General features: G+C 48.0%; 13 protein-coding genes. 3 read left to right on the top strand and 10 right to left on the bottom strand.

The features are described 5' to 3' along the window. Positions 1 to 11: 11 nt before the first annotated feature. The 6 genes from AC1S8V_RS04990 to AC1S8V_RS04965 form a co-directional block, all read right to left on the bottom strand. Positions 12 to 1,037, bottom strand: coding sequence for an ATP-grasp domain-containing protein (locus AC1S8V_RS04990; RefSeq protein ID WP_482072680.1), 1,026 nt, complete (start codon positions 1,035 to 1,037; stop codon positions 12 to 14). A gap of 567 nt (positions 1,038 to 1,604) precedes the next feature. Next, entirely contained in the window at positions 1,605 to 2,426 is an 822-nt protein-coding gene (locus AC1S8V_RS04985; RefSeq protein ID WP_482072679.1) for an ABC transporter ATP-binding protein, read from the bottom strand. 13 nt (positions 2,427 to 2,439) lie between these two features. Further along, positions 2,440 to 3,483, bottom strand: a complete 1,044-nt coding sequence (locus AC1S8V_RS04980) for a FecCD family ABC transporter permease (protein WP_482072678.1) — start codon at positions 3,481 to 3,483, stop codon at positions 2,440 to 2,442. Next, entirely contained in the window at positions 3,480 to 4,493 is a 1,014-nt protein-coding gene (locus AC1S8V_RS04975) for a FecCD family ABC transporter permease (protein WP_482072677.1), read from the bottom strand. Before AC1S8V_RS04975 ends, AC1S8V_RS04980 begins: the two co-directional genes overlap by 4 nt. A gap of 97 nt (positions 4,494 to 4,590) precedes the next feature. Beyond that, a complete protein-coding gene (locus AC1S8V_RS04970) occupies positions 4,591 to 5,604 on the bottom strand; it encodes an ABC transporter substrate-binding protein (protein WP_482072676.1) in 1,014 nt (337 codons plus the stop codon). A 343-nt stretch (positions 5,605 to 5,947) separates the two neighbouring features. Next, positions 5,948 to 8,020 carry a pectate lyase family protein gene (locus AC1S8V_RS04965; RefSeq protein ID WP_482072675.1) on the bottom strand — a complete coding sequence of 691 codons (2,073 nt, stop codon included), beginning with the start codon at positions 8,018 to 8,020 and terminating at the stop codon, positions 5,948 to 5,950. Positions 8,021 to 8,409: 389 nt separating this feature from the next. On the opposite strand from AC1S8V_RS04965, the gene AC1S8V_RS04960 reads away from it, so the two are divergent. Beyond that, the gene (locus AC1S8V_RS04960; protein ID WP_482072674.1) at positions 8,410 to 8,988 is read left to right on the top strand and encodes a hypothetical protein; all 579 of its coding nucleotides are present in this window, start codon (positions 8,410 to 8,412) and stop codon (positions 8,986 to 8,988) included. 213 nt (positions 8,989 to 9,201) lie between these two features. Then, the gene (locus AC1S8V_RS04955) at positions 9,202 to 10,974 is read left to right on the top strand and encodes an alpha-glycosidase (protein WP_482074394.1); all 1,773 of its coding nucleotides are present in this window, start codon (positions 9,202 to 9,204) and stop codon (positions 10,972 to 10,974) included. A gap of 108 nt (positions 10,975 to 11,082) precedes the next feature. Here the strand turns inward: AC1S8V_RS04955 and AC1S8V_RS04950 are convergent, their stop codons facing one another. From AC1S8V_RS04950 to AC1S8V_RS04940, 3 genes are read right to left on the bottom strand one after another with little or no spacing between them, the layout of a single operon-like run. Further along, positions 11,083 to 12,498, bottom strand: coding sequence for an ANL family adenylate-forming protein (locus tag AC1S8V_RS04950; protein ID WP_482072673.1), 1,416 nt, complete (start codon positions 12,496 to 12,498; stop codon positions 11,083 to 11,085). After that, positions 12,492 to 13,910, bottom strand: a complete 1,419-nt coding sequence (locus tag AC1S8V_RS04945; RefSeq protein WP_482072672.1) for a cysteine peptidase family C39 domain-containing protein — start codon at positions 13,908 to 13,910, stop codon at positions 12,492 to 12,494. Before AC1S8V_RS04945 ends, AC1S8V_RS04950 begins: the two co-directional genes overlap by 7 nt. After that, positions 13,907 to 15,286, bottom strand: a complete 1,380-nt coding sequence (locus AC1S8V_RS04940; protein WP_482072671.1) for an alpha/beta hydrolase — start codon at positions 15,284 to 15,286, stop codon at positions 13,907 to 13,909. The genes AC1S8V_RS04945 and AC1S8V_RS04940 overlap by 4 nt, the downstream gene beginning before the upstream one ends. 460 nt (positions 15,287 to 15,746) lie before the next feature. On the opposite strand from AC1S8V_RS04940, the gene AC1S8V_RS04935 reads away from it, so the two are divergent. Then, positions 15,747 to 17,894, top strand: a complete 2,148-nt coding sequence (locus tag AC1S8V_RS04935) for an alpha-amylase family glycosyl hydrolase (RefSeq protein ID WP_482074393.1) — start codon at positions 15,747 to 15,749, stop codon at positions 17,892 to 17,894. Between the two features lie 94 nt (positions 17,895 to 17,988). Here AC1S8V_RS04935 and AC1S8V_RS04930 read toward each other — a convergent pair whose 3' ends face one another. Further along, positions 17,989 to 19,275, bottom strand: a complete 1,287-nt coding sequence (locus tag AC1S8V_RS04930) for an MFS transporter (RefSeq protein WP_482072670.1) — start codon at positions 19,273 to 19,275, stop codon at positions 17,989 to 17,991. Between the last annotated feature and the right edge of the window lie 134 nt (positions 19,276 to 19,409).

Raw genomic sequence — 19,409 nt, 5'->3', positions numbered from 1 at the left:
TTCATGATCTTTTATCCGTTGTTATGCGTCTTATATTCAAGTTGCTCCTGACAGAGGTATTCCAGGTATAACCGAACCACATCACGAGTCGTACCGCCGTGGGGGAATACGTGGTGTGTCATATCTGGCAAAGCATTCACTTCCAGAATGCCCCCCTGATCTGCCGAGATCGGCGTCCGGATATCACGACAACGAACATCGATGCCTGCTACATCAATCTGAAGCGTTGTGGCCGCTTGAATGATCATTCGGGCATTCTCAGGATGAATGATTTCGGTACAATCCTTGTAGAATTCACTGATTTTTCCGGCGGCAGAATTGCGGAGATCATATAACTCGACTTCTTTACCAGCGGCAGGTACTTCATCCAGCGTTGTCCCTTGTGCACGTAATACCTCTAACAGACGTTCAGCTTCTGCATTAATCTTGGGAAACGCTTCATACTCGCCAATGGGTGTCATCTCGATTCGTTCCTGATTCAACTGCTCAATTAACGCCCGAACGGTTGAAGTTCCGTCTCCCTCGACATAGACAGGTCGATACTGGTTCACAGCCACCACTTCACCGTTGATGATCAGCACTCTGTAATCGATCCCAGTCACATATTGCTGCAACATAATGCTGCTGCCATGGACACCTGCAAGACGAATGGCTGCCTCCAGTTCATCTTCAGTACGCACATCCAGCGTCACGCCCATGCTGCTGCTCGCATCCAGCGGTTTCACCACAATGGAACCATGTCTTTTCAGAAAATCTGCTGCTTCGCTTCCCATCTCCGGGATCACGATAAATGACGGTACAGGCATCCCCTGTTCATGCAACAACATATTACATGCCTGCTTGTTCTTCGCGAGCAAACCAGCAATTAACGGCAGACGATGAGATCTGGTTTTGTTAATGATGATCTCTTTGTCCCCTACAGTCAGCTTCAGGAAATCTTCGCATCCCTGAAGAAGTGGCTCACAGGCGATGCCCATTTCTCTCGCTTTGCTTATAATGAGTCGGTTTTGCAGATTATGAATCCCTTTCGGAAACACTGAAAATCCTCCTCGATCGAATGAAGGTATTCGCTCCTATATAAGTTGAATTAGAGATTATTTACACCGACACTACAATGACAGAACAACCTTCCAATCGCTGTTATCCCCAGATTTTTTGATTCCCTTTTCTCAAGGGAAAAATCCGGGGATAAAGGCGCAGCTTATGCTTCCGATGCAGCTTTCTTGCAGAAAGCTTGTAGCTCCGCTTTTTCAGGTTTTTTCTGTCCTCTCCGTTGTATGTAAATGATTAATTAAACTTATATTACTCATACATTCATCAATTTTTTTGTAAGTCAACATTGATAATGATTATCAATATCATATAGGATCTATTTTATGGCAATTCGAGCTACATTGTCAATAATAAACTTTTAAGGAAAAATAAGATCGAATTTCGTGTGGGTTTAAGTCGCCGTGGGGTATTGGCATCGATTAATAGGCACAACAAACCAGGCAAGTATTGGACATGTTTTAACCAATATCTTGCCTCATTTGTTATTTGCATGCTCATGTAGTGGAGTTTTGAATAATTATTGAATTAATCAAAAGCGGACTTTTTGATCCTCAAGCCAATTGGGTATAACGCTGTTCCCCATTCAGCTTCCTCCCTCTTCCATGCGGGATACAGGTTGGTGTGCCGAATAGTGGATCTACCGCAATCTCACACTCCATCTGGAAAACCTTACGGACCATCTCCTGTGTAACGATATCCTCCGGTTTACCTTCCGCATAGATGGACTTGTTGTGAACAGCCACAATGTGATGCGCATACCGACATGCCAGATTCAAGTCATGAAGTACCATGACAATGGTACGTCCTTCCCGTTCATTCAACTCGAACAACAGATCAAGGATATCAATCTGATGTGTCATATCCAGATAGGTTGTAGGTTCATCCAGCAGCAGCGTTTCCGTACCCTGCGCGAGGGTCATCGCAATCCAGGCACGCTGACGCTGTCCACCGGACAGTGCATCCACAGGCCGATCCGCAAGTTCTGTCAGATGTGTGGACTCCAGTGCCAGCTTGACCATGCGCTCATCCTCACGAGACCATTGCTTCAGCCACGTTTGATGTGGATAGCGTCCTTGCTTAACCAGTTGGTTCACTGTCAGGCCTTCCGGCGCGGTTGGACCCTGTGGCAGGATGGACATTCTTCTTGAAATCTCCTTGGTCGGCAGCTTCGCAATCTCTTCGCCATCCAGCAACACCGAACCGGAGCTAGATTTCAACAACCGGGCCATCGTGCGCAGCAACGTGGATTTGCCACAGCCGTTGCTGCCAATCAGGACGGTGATCTGCCCTTTGGGAATGGTCAGGTTCAAATTTTCAATAATGGGATCTGCTCCATAGGAGATAGTAAGCTCCCTGGCTTCCAGAATACTCACGGCTCTCTCCTCCTCAAAACTGATTTCGATTCTTGAACAACAGATACAAGAAAAATGGTGCACCTACGCCTGCGGTGAATACCCCTGCGGGAACGTCAAGCGGCAGAAAGGCCGTGCGGGCAATCAAATCTGCTGCAAATACGAGCAAAGCACCAACCATACCTGATACAATCAACATACTGCCGAACATCCGTCCGACCAGCTTCCGGGCAATATGTGGAGCGATCAGGCCAACAAACCCAATGGTTCCGGCTACCGCAACGGCGATTCCCGCCAGCAGTACACTGCATAACAACAACGCTGAACGATGCCGCTGTACAGTTACACCCAGCCCTGTCGCTAGATCATCTCCAAACTCCTGTGCATTCAGGCTACGGGCGAACCAGATCGCCAGCGGTACAACAATCACGATAACCGGTAAAATCGTTCGGACATCGGTCCACGATGCTCCGTATATACTTCCTGTCAGCCAGATATAGGCTTGACCTGCCGTGTAGAACGGACTCAGGATTAACATAAAGGTCGTTCCGGCCCCGGTAATAGCTGATACTCCAATCCCGATCAGCACCAGGCGGATCGGACTGACTCCTTTTTTCCAGGCAAGCACGTAGATGATCAATGCCGTCACAATTGCGCCAGCGATGGCGAACAATGGTAACAACTTGATACTCACCGCTCCGCCCAGCAATGTAACAAAACCTACAGCCGCAACAGCTGCACCACCAGTGATACCGATGACATCCGGTGAGGCCAGCGGATTACGGATAATGCCTTGCAGAAGTGCACCTGACATACCGAGGGCTGCACCTACGAGCAGGGATAATAACACTCGTGGCAATCTCAGGGTCAGCACGACGAAGTCATGCTCCCCTGCATTCAGACCAAATATCGTTCTGAGCACATCCAGCGGAGAAATAAAGTCACTGCCTACACTGGTACCAACAACCCCTGCCACTAGGAACAGGAGGATACATATGCCGATGACAACCAATGATTTTCGTTCCATTTGCACCGAGATGGTGTCTTTTTTGTTGCGGAAAGTCAACAGCTTCCTCATATCTTCGTCACCCCCTTGCGGGCAATGTACACGAAGAAGGGACCGCCAATCAGTGCAGTCATGACACCGAGTGGAACTTCCTGCGGCATAATCACCAACCTTGCAACCACATCCGCAGACAGCAGCAGAATCGCTCCCCCTACAATAGAGTAAGGAACGAGCCATCGGTAATCATTGCCCACCAGTGCACGCATGATATGCGGGACAACCAGACCGACAAGCCCGATCGAACCGGCTACGGCAACTGAACCACCCGCCAGCAATACCGTAACAATACCCATGAGCACCTTGACCAGAAGTACATTCTGTCCCATGCCTTTGGCGATATCATCACCCGTCAAGAGCAGATTGATGGCTCTGCCCATGAACAGAGAAACAATGGCTGCGGCTGTCATGTAAGGCAGAACAGGATATAACATATCCAATGTCCGACCGCTAACTGAACCGGCAAGCCAGAACAGCACATCCTGCAATCCGGTTCCATCCAGCACTAGAATGGCCTGTGTGAACGAGGCAAACAACGCTGAGATAGCCGTACCCGCCAGTACAATTTTGATCGGTGTCAGGCCATCACGACCGAGGGAACCAAGTGTGTATACAATCGTCGCGGCAACCGCAGCTCCGGCAAAACCAAACCACATCATAGTGGTGAGCGAAGATACGGACAATACCACGATGGCAATGACAATAAAAAAGATCGCACCCGCATTGATCCCGAACACACTTGGTGATGCCAGCGGGTTACGTGTCAATGCCTGCATCAGTCCGCCCGCCACAGCCAAACTTGCTCCCACAACAGCAGCAATAACTGTACGTGGCAACCGTTCCGTCAGCAGAACCACATGTTCCACAGAACTCTCGTCATAGAATTGCAGTGCATCCCATGCCATCTGAAACGTGATATGTGTACGTCCCAGAATCATACTGGCTAGGCAAGCAAGTAGAAGTAATATGAATAAACCAACCAGTCCATAGATCTTGGCACTTGCCTTGGTAAAAAGGGGAAACATACTCTCACTCTTTCATCTGTAAAATGACAAAAGACCTGCCTGCCCATACACTTCGTTAACGAATGTCCTGGTGCATGGCAGGTCCTGCTCCTGTTAGTTAGTTCAGGTTGAACTGCTTATATAGATCGTCCAGCATTATGTTGGCCGATGTGTATCCACCTGCCATGTTCCAGGCCACTTCATCGACCTGAACCAGTTGGTTGTTCTTGACTGCGTCAAGGTTTTTCCACAGTGGACTGCTGGTCCAATCATCATAATTTTTCTGAATGGCATCTGTTTCTGTGCCTGAGTTAAAGTTGAAGATCATGTCTGCATTCATATCCGGAATGTTCTCTTTGGAAGTCAATTCAACTCCCCATGTGTCTGCGTCATGTCCGGCAGGTCTGGTGAACCCAAGTTCATTCAGAATTTTACCTGCGTATCCCATGTAGAAAATACGAACCTGATCAGCTCTGAAGTTCGTAATGGTTGCTTCAATTGGCAGACGGTCACCCATTTTCTCTTTGAAATCAGCTACACGGGCATCCCAATCGGACAACAGCTTGTCTGATTGCTCGACCATATTCATCGCCTCACCAGTCGTCTTCACGGTTTCTTTCCAGTCAAACAGGGTCTCCGTCACTACTGTTGGTGCGATTTGGGACAATTGCTCATAGATCTCTTCATGTCTGATCTTGGTAGCTATGATCAAGTCCGGTTTCAACTTGTTGATCTCTTCCAGATTAGGCTGGGATTCCTGACCTACTTGGGTTACTCCATCCAGATCTGCTCTCAGATATTCATAGACTGGCTGCTGAACCCAGGATTCAACCACGCCTGTCGGTTTCACGCCCAGTGCAACAACTACATCATTCGCACCCTGGAACAGTGTCACGATCTTTTGCGGAGTTCCCTTTATTGTGGTTTCGCCCATGGCGTGCTTGATCACTCGGGTCTGATCTTCAGACGCACTGGCAGTTGTATCACTTTCATTATTGCTCTCATTGCTGCTTGCAGCTTGGCTGGACGTATTCGTTGTCTCGGCACTTCCACCCGAAGCACAACCAGCAAGCAGCGAAATCATCAGAATAAGTGCTGCATAAATGTATAACTTTTTCTTTACTTTAAACATGTAACCCAACTCCCCCTTTTTTCTGTAAATGATATTGAATCTCATTATCAATTGTATTGTAATGGAGATGAATCCATTATACAAGCATTTATTTGGAAAAAGCTTTCACATCATGTCGAACTTTGTCAGGTCGATAAACAGCTTTACACAAGGAAATTTAGACTCCATACATATAATATAAATCAATATAATACTCATTCTATATATACATATATGTAATTATTTTGTGACTCTCTTTTGACTAAAGAAAAAACGCCTCACCGTAAATTCCTCTACGGCAAGGCGTTTTCATTTTTGCATAATTAATCATAATCACTAATAGAAAAACAGATGAACGATTCGTTTAGTTATAGCTGGTTGTCAGCCACTGAACTGGTGTCCATACAAGCTGCCCCGCGCCGGCACCACCGTTCGCATTCAGTGTCGTCTGCAAGTCAGCCGGGTCAACCGCATCGTAGCTATAGGGCAAGGATGCAAATCCGTTCCAAGCGAATGATTTCTCAGCTGCTGGGCCTGGTACAAGTGGGCTTTTGGCATCCTCACTTCCGCCTCTGTAACTTGCTCCATTCCATACATATATCGTATCGATTGCCTTGATTTTTCCCGTGTAATTACTCTTGGACACACTCACCTGATTGTTTCTCAGCGGGTCCTGTACGCCAATAATGACGGATTTTTCCAACAATACAGCGCCATCCTCTGTAGATATTGCTCCATTACTGGTGATTCCAAAATGATATCCTTTAGCTGAGATCGCTTTGGACATACTGGATGTTATCTTCTTTTTGATCTCCCAAGTATCGGCATTATCCATAACAATATTGTACACATGTACATTACCTCCACGTACACGCGGCATGCGATCCTGAATATCTTTATAATAATTGTGATGCAGGGTAACTTCCAGGTCAGCATTATCACTGGCGAACTCTGTCGCACCAATCAGATGTCCTTTCTTCTGGCTGGATGCGATGGCAATAATCTGTTCCTTACTCATACCAACAGCACTGCTTCTCAGGTAAGCGTACATTGGATGAGCTGACATATTCGCTTCGAGGGCATTCACCTGCTGGGTCACCCAGCTGTTCGGACCTTGATCATCTCCTACAAAAGAAGACCACGAAATCGTGACGCCACGGCTACCTTTTTTCACATCGACAAGGCCATCATAGGCTTTGTGGAAAGTCGCATGGTCAATCCAGACGTTGCTGCTATTCTCAATGGTGATGTAATCCCAATCGTTCTTGTCATAATTACCCTTGGTAGCTTCGTCCCACTCCCATAGTTCATCAAATGCAAGGTTACGAATAATGATATTGTTGCTCCGCTTAAACGTAAACGCGGCATGTTTGATCGTCGCACCGTTAGCCGAGAAAATCGTCAGACCATCAAAGTTATCAATGCTCACTCTGCTGACACCCGTCTTCATCAGTACAGGATGTGTCAGGGCGTTATTATGGGCGCTAAAAGGAGCCGTCTTGACTGAAGCCGGAATTTCGTTCCAGCCCAGATCCAGATCATTCATGATCTCAATCACTTTGATTTTGGAACCTTTCTTCAAAGCCACAGCCAGATCACTGGCGGTATATACCTGCATATAACGTGAATCGGTATCCTCGATGATACCTCCACCGGTCGTATTCGCTGCGGCAAAACCAGTCAAATGGTATTCAGCCATTTCCGATGTTTGATCCGGAACTACTGGCTCTGGTGTAGAATCGGTCGGTGGCACTTCGGTTGAAGGATCTGTTGGTGGAGTCTCCAGTGTTGGATCGGTCGGCGTTCCTGTTGCTGGATCTCCGATATTCGAAATGGTTACATTATCGTACATGACAATGGACTTCAACGTTACCAGCCCTGCACTCCCCTTAGTGATATCGGTATCTGTAGCAGACAGCTCCAACACACCATTCACGTACATGTTAATGGAGGGGCCGCTCATTTCAAGTTTGACGTTATACCATGTATCCACTGCCAGTTTATAATCCAATTTCGTGGCAAGTGTTGTGGTTGAGCCATTAACTTTTTTGCGAATTTCAAGTTTTCCGCCACCACTGTTATACAACGAAGCTGCATAGTAGTTGTTGGCATCCGTATACCTGCCCGCTACGTAAGTTCGAGTCGATCCATTAAAATCAACCACTTTCACATCCGCTGCAACTGCGTAATCACGCCATTCCGGGTCCCCTGTCGAACTTCTAGCCTCGCTCTTGCCCGATTGGTAATATACTGCGTTCCCCTGATCTTGAACGACAGACCAGCTACCACCTGTAGACGTCCACTGCGTATTTCCATTCTCAAAAGTATCCTGGGACCATTCACTCGCCTGAGCGGGATGAATCAGCCCAAGCGAGAGCACAAGACTTATGCTTAACGCCAGGACCATCATTTTGGTAAAACGTTTGTTTCTACTCATGAACTATTCCTCCAATATGTATAAATCAACTCCAAAGCTATTTATCGGGCATACCGTTACAAACGGAAATAGGTTTAAAGTATTAATAAATAAACCTAAAGTACAGTATAATTTTGCATATATATCCTTTCTGAAAATATTCTGAAAGAACCAACTTCATTCAAATTTTCCGAACAAACGTACACGTTTAAACATAACCATATCTCTTTATACCTACTTACAATAAACCCTTTCACTCCAGCTCTCTACGACGCTTCACCAATATGCAACAGCATGAAACGATATGAAAAATCCATATAACTGTAAAATGATACCTGTAATTTCTTGTCGTACTATGTTAGATTATCCATTGGAATAATATCACATCTATAGATAGGGGAAATTAGCAAGTGAAGAAATCTTGGGTACTATCCATCATTATGAGTTTTGTTTTGCTCGGCGGGGTGTTCGCACCTGCAGGGTCCTATGCCGCTGCTGCGGATAACTCAACCACTACATATTCGGAAGACGAATACTATGAAGTTGACACGTCAGAAGAAGAACCGGAACTTACAGCCGACGAAGAAGATTTCCTGAACTACCTGGATCAACTGGATACCGCAGCGGTATATGAGGAGAAAGCTTTCAATGCTTTGGGAGGTGGATTTTACATTACATCCTCCAATCGCAAGTCTGTTTTCCTCAAATTGACCAACACAGCGATTCCTAACTACACTAAATATGTATCTAAGCTAAAGCTGATTAAACCGCAAAATGCAGAGTTGCAAAAAATTCATGCCAACTTGATCAAAGGTAGCTATACACAGCTTGAAGGATTCCAACTCGCTAAAAAAGCGGTCTCCAAAACAACGGTAAACAGTGCTGTCCTCAAACAAGCCAATGCCAAAATTGATTCCGGCAAGAAAAATATCGAGAAGTTTCACAAAGAACTGTCTGCCTACGCCAATAAACTTGGATATGAATTTTAAATGAAGCGGAAAGATCCTGCGTTTCGAATAAAATTATTTGAAATTTAAGGAAGAAAAGTGTTTTCTTTTGCTGAGTTAGTTCGTATAATAACACTATAATCAAAAGGCTATGCTGCCGAAAGGTACAACCTCGTGGACAATAGAGGTTGTGCCTTTTTTGCGTTTAATGGCCGCATTGATCTGAATTTCATCATCTGACGAGGAGTGATTCACATGATTCTTGAAGCCATTTACCATCGCCCCAAACTCAATTGGTCCTATGCTTATGACCGCTCGACCATGCATTTGCGACTTCGTTCTAAACGCGGTGATCTGGATGCGGTGATCGCTATTACCGGGGACAAATATGCCTGGGATCGGACGATCACGCACATCCCCATGCACATCTTTGCCAAGGATGAAATGTTCGATTATTGGGAAGCCGAGACTTCACCTCCCTATCGCAGATTACGGTATGGCTTCCAATTGATTCAGGGAGAGGAATCGGTCTGGATGACGGAGCGCGGATTCGAGCAGGCGCTGCCTGATCATCCACTCGAATTCTTTGATTTCCCTTTTATGAATCCGGTCGACATTTTTGAACCGCCTGCCTGGGTTAAGGATGCTGTGTTTTATCAGATTTTCCCGGAACGTTATGCCAATGGCGATCCATCCATCAGTCCCAAAAATGCTGAACCCTGGGGAGGAGAACCTACCCCGGTGAACTTCTTTGGCGGAGACCTCCAAGGTGTGCTTGATCATCTGGATCATATAAGTCAGCTTGGCATCAATGCTATCTACTTCTGTCCTTTGTTCGAGGCCACTACGAATCACAAATACAATACAGGCGATTACATGAAGGTTGATCCCCACTTTGGAACCAATGAACAGTTCAAGGCCTTTGTGGAGGCCTGTCATCAGCGCGGTATACGCGTTGTTCTGGATGCAGTATTCAATCATTCCGGCAGAGAGTTCCCTCCTTTTGTCGATGTCATGAAGAATGGAGCCTCTTCCCCCTACGCAGACTGGTTCTATATCAAAGATTGGCCGCCACGTGTGGAGGATGGTATACCGACTTATGACACCTTTGCCTTTGAGCCGCTTATGCCGAAGCTAAATACGGAACACCCTGAAGTGAAGGCATATCTGCTGGAGGTAGGACGTTTCTGGATTGAGGAGATGGACATTGACGGATGGAGGCTCGATGTGGCCAACGAGGTGGATCATCAATTCTGGCGCGAATTCCGTCAGACGGTAAAAGCCATCAAGCCCGACGCCTACCTGCTTGGTGAGATCTGGCATGATTCGCTCATGTGGCTTCAGGGAGACCAGTTCGATGCCGTGATGAATTATCCATTTACCAATTCGGTATTGGACTATACGGTGCATGGCAAGCTCGATGGACTTGGCTTCGCGAACGAGATTGGCAAACTGCTCGCAGCCTATTCACAGCCTGTAACGGAAGCCGCCTTCAATCTGCTCGGAAGTCACGATACACCCAGACTGCTGTCCTTGTGTGATGGAGATGAGCGCAAGATGAAACTTGCCGTTACGTTGCTGCTTACGTATCCAGGCGTGCCCTGTATCTACTATGGAGACGAAGTAGGGCTTGATGGGGGATATGATCCGGGTTGCCGCAAGTGTATGGAGTGGGATGAGGCCAAGCAGAACCGCGATCTTCTGGAATTCTTCACCCGTACGATTGCCCTACGTAAAGAACACCCTGCCCTACGCAGCACAGAATTGAAGATCATATATGCGAAAGCCGGAGATCCTTGTCTTGCCATCGAACGATTGGATTCGAATTCAGGTGAACGTATGCTTCTTGTGCTTAATGCGGGTGATGAACCGTGTACCCTTGAACTCCCCTTGGGAGATCGTAACGTCTGGCGAAATCTGTTCACATCAAACACCGTGCAAGCTCGGCAAAATAAACTGACACTCGATCTGGAAGCATACGGCTTCTCCTTACTGCAAATGGAGGTCAAACAACCTGCGAAAGCCTGATATGAATACGGCTAACAAGGGAATATAACTCCAAAGAGGCTGTCCCCCAGGTCATATTGTCGACCAGGGACAGCCTCTTTGGAGTCTAAAAAGTATTGATGTTGTTCTCTACTCTCCTGCCAGATGTTCAGTGGTGGCCGCGACCTCTTCCCCAGCCGAAGCGAAAGGCACCGGAATCATCGGTTTTCGTATTTTCTTCATTCTCGAACTTACGAGCACCTCTTGCGTAATCACGATTTTCTGCGGAATTTTGTATGAAGGCAGCTTGTCCCGACAATATGCCCAGATAGACCGCCGCAGATCGGTAAGGGTACACTCTGTAGCCAGTCGTACGGTCACCTTCACCCTCTGACCAGTGATACCGCTCTGTTCTCCCGAAACGACCGCTGCTTCAATACATTCCATCTGTTCCAGAACACCTTCAACTTCGGCAGGATACACTTTCCGTCCGCCTACATTAATGATCTCGGAACGACGTCCCAGAATACGAATGTACCCCTGCTCCAGCACAGCTTCATCGCCTGTTCGCAGCCACCCATCCGCTGTAAAGGGGGATGGTGCATTTAGATATCCAATCATCGCTGTTTCCGTATGGATCTGCAATTCTCCTTCCACCACCCGGTACTTGACTCCTTCATCTTGAATGGAGAATAGCAATGAGCCAGGCTCTTTGGAGCGGGTTGGCAGAATGCCAAGTTCAGACATGCCATAGGCTTGTATCGTCCTTAGTTGTGGAAATCTCCGGTTCCAGGCTGTCAAAACAGATTCAGGCATCACTTCCGATCCATATGACACAACCTCGAGACTGGACAGATCATACCCCTCATCATTTCTGCCCAACAGCAACAGATTCATGAATGTCGGGGAGACAGGCAGCGCCTGCACACGAAACTTCTCAATCGTTCGGCACACTTCTTCGGGAGATCGATCCGCAATGATACACAAACAGCCCCCACTGGACAGGGATTGCAGCAATGTATTCACACCGCCAATATGATCAAACATCATGAAAGGAATCGTTCGCAAGGGCCGAACCTGCCGCCGAAAACCATGTAACAGCCGATCTGCACGATGAACGGTCGCCTTGCTTACTCCAGTTGATCCTGATGAAAAGAGTACCAGGCCCCCTACACCCTCCTGTGCCAGCGAGGATAACAACACAGGAACCTCACCAGATAATTCACACGTTTGCCGAATGCACAACTTGGCTTCCACAATGCCCAAACGCCACTTCACCTGTGCCAGCTGGATATATTCCTGTCGTTTGACTTCAACCAGGTACCGATCCATCGGAAGCACGATACAACCTTGTCCGAGCAAAGCAATCAATGCTGCCGCTGCATAGGGGGAATAGTCTTCCTCCAGCGTGACGAGTTGCCCAGCCAGCCCTTCTGCTGCAATCCACTCACTCATGATACCAACCTGTTCCAGCAGCCACCGATAGCTGTACTCCTGATCCTTCCAGATCAGTGCAGGACGCTGTCCCTGCTCCGCGAATCGCTCAAGCAAGAATTGGTTCACCACTTTGCATCCTCCTCACGGACAGGCGACCATTGCTGTGCGAGAAATTCGACAAGGGAACCTACGGTCTGATAGGGGCTTTCCGGTAAAGAAGCAGCAGCCATCTCCGACAAAGCGGCTCCCATTCCCGTACCCCATCGATCTTCGATTCCCTGTTCCACCACAGCCAGCAATGACACGAGTTCCAGCGAATCCAGTTGTCCACTTCGTCCGTACAGTGGAGCATTGCCACCCTCACCAAGCGGAATCGATGTATTATGATACGCGTTTAACTCTCGGCAACTATCCAGCACAATACGGAGCAACGCCTCCCTGTGTTCATGTCCAATCATCGGAACGGTCTGACGTGGGAAGCAGTCTGCTTGAGGTATGGACTGTCGAAGCGACTCATACCAGTGCCATTCATCCGTGACCAACATTTTAATTACACCTGTCAGCTGTACTTTCCAGTGCTCACGCTGCTTCATCCGACTGACCTGAAGCCTATTATATGCCTTCTCCCACCGGACGATAATTTCGCTAAATTCTCTTGCATATTGATCAAGTGGAGAACCAAGCCATAAGGCAGACTCCTGAAGAAGATCTCGAAGAAAATATCGACTCCATCGCATATCAAACAGCAGACCGGATATTAACATTTCATTGGCCTGCTCCCCTTCATTCGCCTCATGCAGTGCATGTAACAGTTGCAGCGATACCGCATGTCCAAAATAGTAATTGCGCTCTCCTTGTGTAATCGTCCTGCCTGTCAGAAATTCTTCAATCTGTGTTGTCAGTGCCTGGGTCAACACCTCGCGATAACCCGCTAAGTCCAGTTTCACAGTCGCCCGAATGTCCATGGTGCCAAACGTTCGGAGTTCTTCTTTGCGCTTGGCCTGAGCAAGCTCGGGTATTCTTTGGTTGCCTTTCCAGAAGTCATGAAAGTCTACTTGAGCAACCTTCCCCATATACTTGGAGGGCACGGGATCGTAGACGTGAACGTGCTCATCTTCCATACCATATACGGCAATCCAATGGTCTACCAGATGCAGACGGGAGCCTTGCTTCACGTGTTTGCGAATGTACTCGGGATTCTGATAATCCTCACAATAAGGCAGATGATAACTGGTTCCTGTAGCCAAAAAAAGCCCACCTTCGCTGATATGCTGCCGGATCTGCGTCTTCCCCTCCTCGAAGCTGCCCAGCTCCCGCTGACCATACATCTCCCAGATTGGTTCTGCATAATCCAGCTTGTGAAAATAAGGCTTCACCAGTCCGTTATCCCCGCACGAAGGAAGGCTGTACAACCGACTTGCCGCCAGCAGTGCAAGACTTGTGATGGATCCTTGTCGATGGAGCACTTCATGAATCAGAGGGAAATTGCAGGGATAATAATAGGGAATGTCCAGCACTGGAGCGAATGAAGGAATGATCATTTTGGGCCTCCTGTTCCCGCTTTGGCAGATGTGCTGCCCCAGGACTGGATTTGGTAATGCACAGACATATCATCTGTCGCTCGAAATACCCGATTGGCAATAGGCTTGCCATCCAAATCGGTCTCGAAACGACGGAAACCATGTGTAAACCGGAAGGAGAAGCCGCTATCACGCGGGACTCGGTAACTACCTTCATATCGACCTTGACCGGAACGAACAAGCTTCATGCCCATGCCACCATATATCGTATCCTCCGCATCTTCCTCTGAGGCTACTTCTGCACGAATGCAGACCTCTACGTGCGTAGACAATTCAGGAATGACCGTATAGATGCGTGTAGTAGACAGTTCTCCCACCGTCAGAGTGATGGATGCACTTCCAATACCGACAGGAACCAGCTCTCCACTCGCACGAACCTGAAGTACATCCGGAGCACTCGATGTATAATTCCCGTGCAACAGACTCTGAACCAATCCGCTATCGTAGTGCATTCGTGCATTGATGCTCACGACCATTCCGCCCTGTAGCCCGATGACATCCCTACCAAGCATTTCGACCGAAGACGGCTTACCCACTTGACCGAACATGTACAATAACGGCAGGTGAACGCGTGCTCCCCAGTCACCCTCCTGATGACAGGCATCTGGCTGTTCCAGATACGCCAATTCCTCACCAGACCTGACCCCTCTTTCAAGTAATTGATGAGCTACCTTTCTGACCTGGGAAGGCAGAAACAGCCCTTCTGTATCCCCAATATCCATCCAGATTCGAAGGTCGGGCATCTCCTCTGGCAAGCGATACATGTTTTCTTCCAACAGTCCGCTTTCCAACGTTTCGTCCAGCTGCACATCCACATAGAATGGCGACATCATGATCAGTTTCCCGAAAACATCCGGATTTCGCATCCCCATGTGCAATGTACAAAGTGCCGCGGCAGATGAACCCAACAGCCCGGTATTCGACTTGTCCGGCAGCGTCCGGTACCGATGATCAATGATCGGCTTGAGTTCATAAATGATGAAATGCTCATAGGCAATGCCTGAGCAACCCACACTCACGGCCTCTCTCTCAGGAGCGATGAAGTGGTAGAATTCGTTGTGTGTGACTGGACGGACATGTGTAATACCGACAATAATCAGTGATTCGATCTGCCCGGAGGCCATAAGACCGTCCGCTGCCTGATCCATATTCCACGTTTCATTGCCTGGCCCAGATGGACCAAAAACCCGTTGCCCTGCATGAACGTACAGCACAGGATACTCCCGGTCTGTCTGCTCATGGTAACCGGGCGGGAGATACACATAAATGTTGCGGATATTGCCAAGCCGCGACGCCTGAATGCCTTCCAAACATTCGATGACAGAATGGGTACTCAACTGATCATCAACCGCCTTTCTTCTCCCGATTCGACTGCATCATAGACAAATAGCCCCGCCTCAGAAGAGACGGGGTTGTCCCAGAACACGTGAATGTCCATGGAATACATAGCCCTTATATTGTGAATCTGCGAATAGTTTAAATCCCCGGACATGCTTTTGTAAACATAAAAATAGAAAATAAATGCTCTCAAAAAAGTTATTGACATAAGATCCAATATTTCTTACGATAGCGTTGTGATCATAACTCGAGGGCCATGCTTTTAAACCAGAGCGGTTTAGGACAACCCCGGTAACTCCCGATGGAGATGCCGGGGTTGTTGGCGTGTCAAAAGGAGGGAAGACTTCAATCCACTGCGTATCACTCACTCCGTTGTATTGAAAGCGCTATTATTCAAGAGCCAGGTTAGTTGTTTATCTAAACTACTACATTCACGAAGGGTGGATTACCATGTTTCAAATGGCTAAACGCGTACTCCTCAGCACGACCCTGACACTCAGTTTGCTTGCCGGCGGTGCACTTCCTTTTCTGCCTGCTTCTTCGATCTATGCCGATGCGGATACCGCAGTTACCAACAAGCAGAACTTTAGTACAGATGTCATCTATCAGATCTTTACGGACCGCTTCCTGGACGGCAACCCTTCCAACAATCCTACCGGAGCTGCCTACGATGCCACTTGTAGCAACCTGAAGCTGTATTGTGGCGGTGACTGGCAGGGTTTGATCAACAAAATCAACGATAACTATTTCAGCGATCTGGGCGTTACGGCACTGTGGATCTCCCAACCCGTTGAAAATATCTTCGCCACGATCAACTACGGCGGCGTAATCAACACAGCGTATCATGGCTACTGGGCACGTGATTTCAAGAAGACCAATCCGTATTTCGGAACGATGGCTGACTTTCAAAATCTGATTACAACCGCTCATGCCAAGGGTATCAAGATCGTCATTGACTTTGCACCGAACCATACGTCTCCTGCCATGGAAACCGATACGTCCTTTGCTGAGAATGGCAAGTTGTACGATAACGGTAATCTTGTTGGCGGATACACGAATGATACGAATGGATATTTCCATCACAACGGCGGCTCCGATTTTTCCTCCCTGGAGAATGGTATCTACAAAAACCTCTATGATCTGGCTGATCTAAATCACAATAACAGCACCATTGACCAATATTTCAAAGATGCGATCAAGCTATGGCTCGATATGGGCGTGGATGGCATTCGCGTTGATGCGGTGAAACATATGCCTCTCGGCTGGCAAAAGAGCTGGATGTCCTCCATCTATGCACACCAGCCAGTATTCACTTTTGGTGAATGGTTCCTGGGATCAGCTGCATCAGATGCAGATAACACGGAATTTGCCAACGAATCAGGTATGAGCTTGCTCGATTTCCGCTTTAACTCTGCTGTGCGCGATGTCTTCCGGGATAACACTTCCAACATGTATGCCCTCGATTCGATGATTACGGGCACAGCGGCGGATTACAATCAGGTGAATGACCAAGTCACGTTCATTGACAACCACGATATGGATCGGTTCAAAACAAGTGCCGTGAACAACCGTCGTCTGGAACAAGCGCTGGCCTTCACGCTGACTTCACGCGGCGTACCTGCCATCTATTATGGTACCGAGCAGTATCTGACAGGTAACGGGGACCCTGATAATCGGGCCAAAATGCCTTCTTTCTCCAAAACAACGACTGCCTTCAACGTGATCAGCAAGCTGGCCCCTCTGCGCAAATCCAATCCGGCTATTGCGTATGGATCTACCCAGCAACGCTGGATCAGCAATGATGTGTACGTCTATGAACGCAAATTTGGTAAAAGTGTAGCCGTGGTTGCAGTGAATCGCAATCTCTCCAATTCAACAAGTATCACAAATCTGAGCACCTCACTTCCAACAGGCAACTACACCGATGTACTGGGCGGTGCACTGAACGGTAATAACATCACTTCCACCAATGGCAACGTCTCTTCATTCACGCTGGCTGCCGGAGCAACCGCGGTCTGGCAGTATACCACGAGCGAAACGACACCAACCATCGGACATGTGGGTCCTGTCATGGGCAAACCGGGTAATGTCGTTACCATTAGCGGACGTGGATTCGGTTCCACCAAAGGAACGGTATACTTCGGTACAACAGCCGTTACCGGTGCAGCCATTACATCCTGGGAAGATACGCAGATCAAAGTTACGATCCCAACCGTTGCCGCAGGCAATTATGCTGTGAAAGTAGCTGCGAATGGTGTCAACAGCAATACGTATAACAACTTCACTATCCTTACGGGTGATCAGGTCACCGTACGATTCGTCATTAACAATGCTTCCACCACACTGGGTCAGAACATCTATCTGACAGGTAATGTGGCAGAACTCGGCAACTGGAGTACGGGTGCAACAGCTATTGGCCCTGCTTTCAATCAGGTTATCCACGCCTACCCAACTTGGTACTATGATGTGAGCGTGCCTGCCGGGAAACAACTGGAGTTCAAATTCTTCAAGAAAAATGGTGCAACCATTACGTGGGAAGGTGGTTCCAACCACACGTTCACCACACCAACCAGCGGTACAGCAACTGTAAATGTAAACTGGCAATAGAATATTCAGTCCACAAGGTAACCCGGAGTTACGCTAACGCAGCGTATGCTCCGGGTTTTGCTATTGGATTATGTTATATAAGTTCCTCACATTTCTAATGATAGGTTCGGATGGACTTCAATGTTGTGGCTGCCAGAATCCCTGTTGCCAACAGCAATATGCCCACACCTTGTAGCACAGAAGCTGCCCCCCACTGATCTGCCAATACGGAGACCACCGTCAATCCCAGAATGGGCGCTGTACTGGTGATTGTTCCAACCACGCCATAGACTCTTCCTTGCAGCTCGTCCGGAACGGCTGTCCTCAGCATAATCTGGGTGAGCATCGTACAGCAGGCGAACATCGCACCTCCACCCACGATTAACGGCAGTGCCATGATTGACGAGGACATGTTCGATAAAAAAATATATATCGGCCCCAACACAATCAGACCGATAAATACCCATCTCCCTCTTCGCTTCAATCGTTTCCCCGAAGCAATCAGCAGCGCAGAACCAATCATATATCCGAGCGGAATACAGGTCTCAATCAATCCAAACTGTACCGGATTAGCCGCCCATACCTTGACCGCCATCACTTGAACCAACATCATCGCCGACATGAAAAATAAGATCAGCACCGGATTAAGCAATACAATGGATCGAATCAGACGATTCCGATAGATGTAGCCAAACGAACTACGCCACTCCTGAGCAAACGTGGTCTGCTGACTAACGGATCGCTGTACCTCTGGAAAGCGGCCCGCCATCACTACACAGACTGCGGACAACAGGAAAGTTGCCCCTGTAATTAATATGGCGACGAATCCGCCAAATGCAGCAACAGCAACTCCTGCCGCGGCTAGTCCGCTGATTCGAGCAAGATTATCCACCATATGAATGGTTCCGGTTGCTTGTTGAATATGCTCCCTGCCTACCATACTTGCTACAGAGGCGTGGAATGCAGGTGCCTGAAAAAGACTTGAAAACATGGAAAGCGAGAGCAACAACAGCACTACCGGGAACGGCGCATGCCAACCAAATAAGCTAACTGCAATCAGCACAGCCATTACGCCCCGAAATACATCCGAGGCCAGCATCAGCTTCCTGCGATCCAATCGGTCTGCAACCGTACCCGCCACCGATCCAAACAGAAAGCTGACGGCCATATTGCAGATCTGTACGGCCGCCATGCTCTTCGCACTCCCTGTGGTCTGTAACACCCACAGGCTGATCGCAATCCCATTGAAGCAATCCCCAAAGACCGAGATGCCGTAGCTGTACAATATCCTGCGGAAGGTGACATTATGCCATAGTGTTCGTGGAACTTTTGTAGTATTCAATACAGCTTGTCCATCTTGGTATCCCATAATCTCGGGCTCACTGGACGGGTTCATGCCCATACATCACGTTCCTCCCTAGTCATTATTCAAGCCCATGCAGAACCAGGCACTTCCGCAGCTCTGTCAGTCGACAAAGACATGACATTACGGAAGTGCCTGGTTGGCGTGCCGCAGGTATCGCGGCTGACTATGCT

Source organism: Paenibacillus sp. B46(2026) (genome assembly GCF_056786355.1).
Note: the sequence above shows the minus strand (reverse complement) of the source record. Positions and strands in the feature narration are given on the sequence as shown.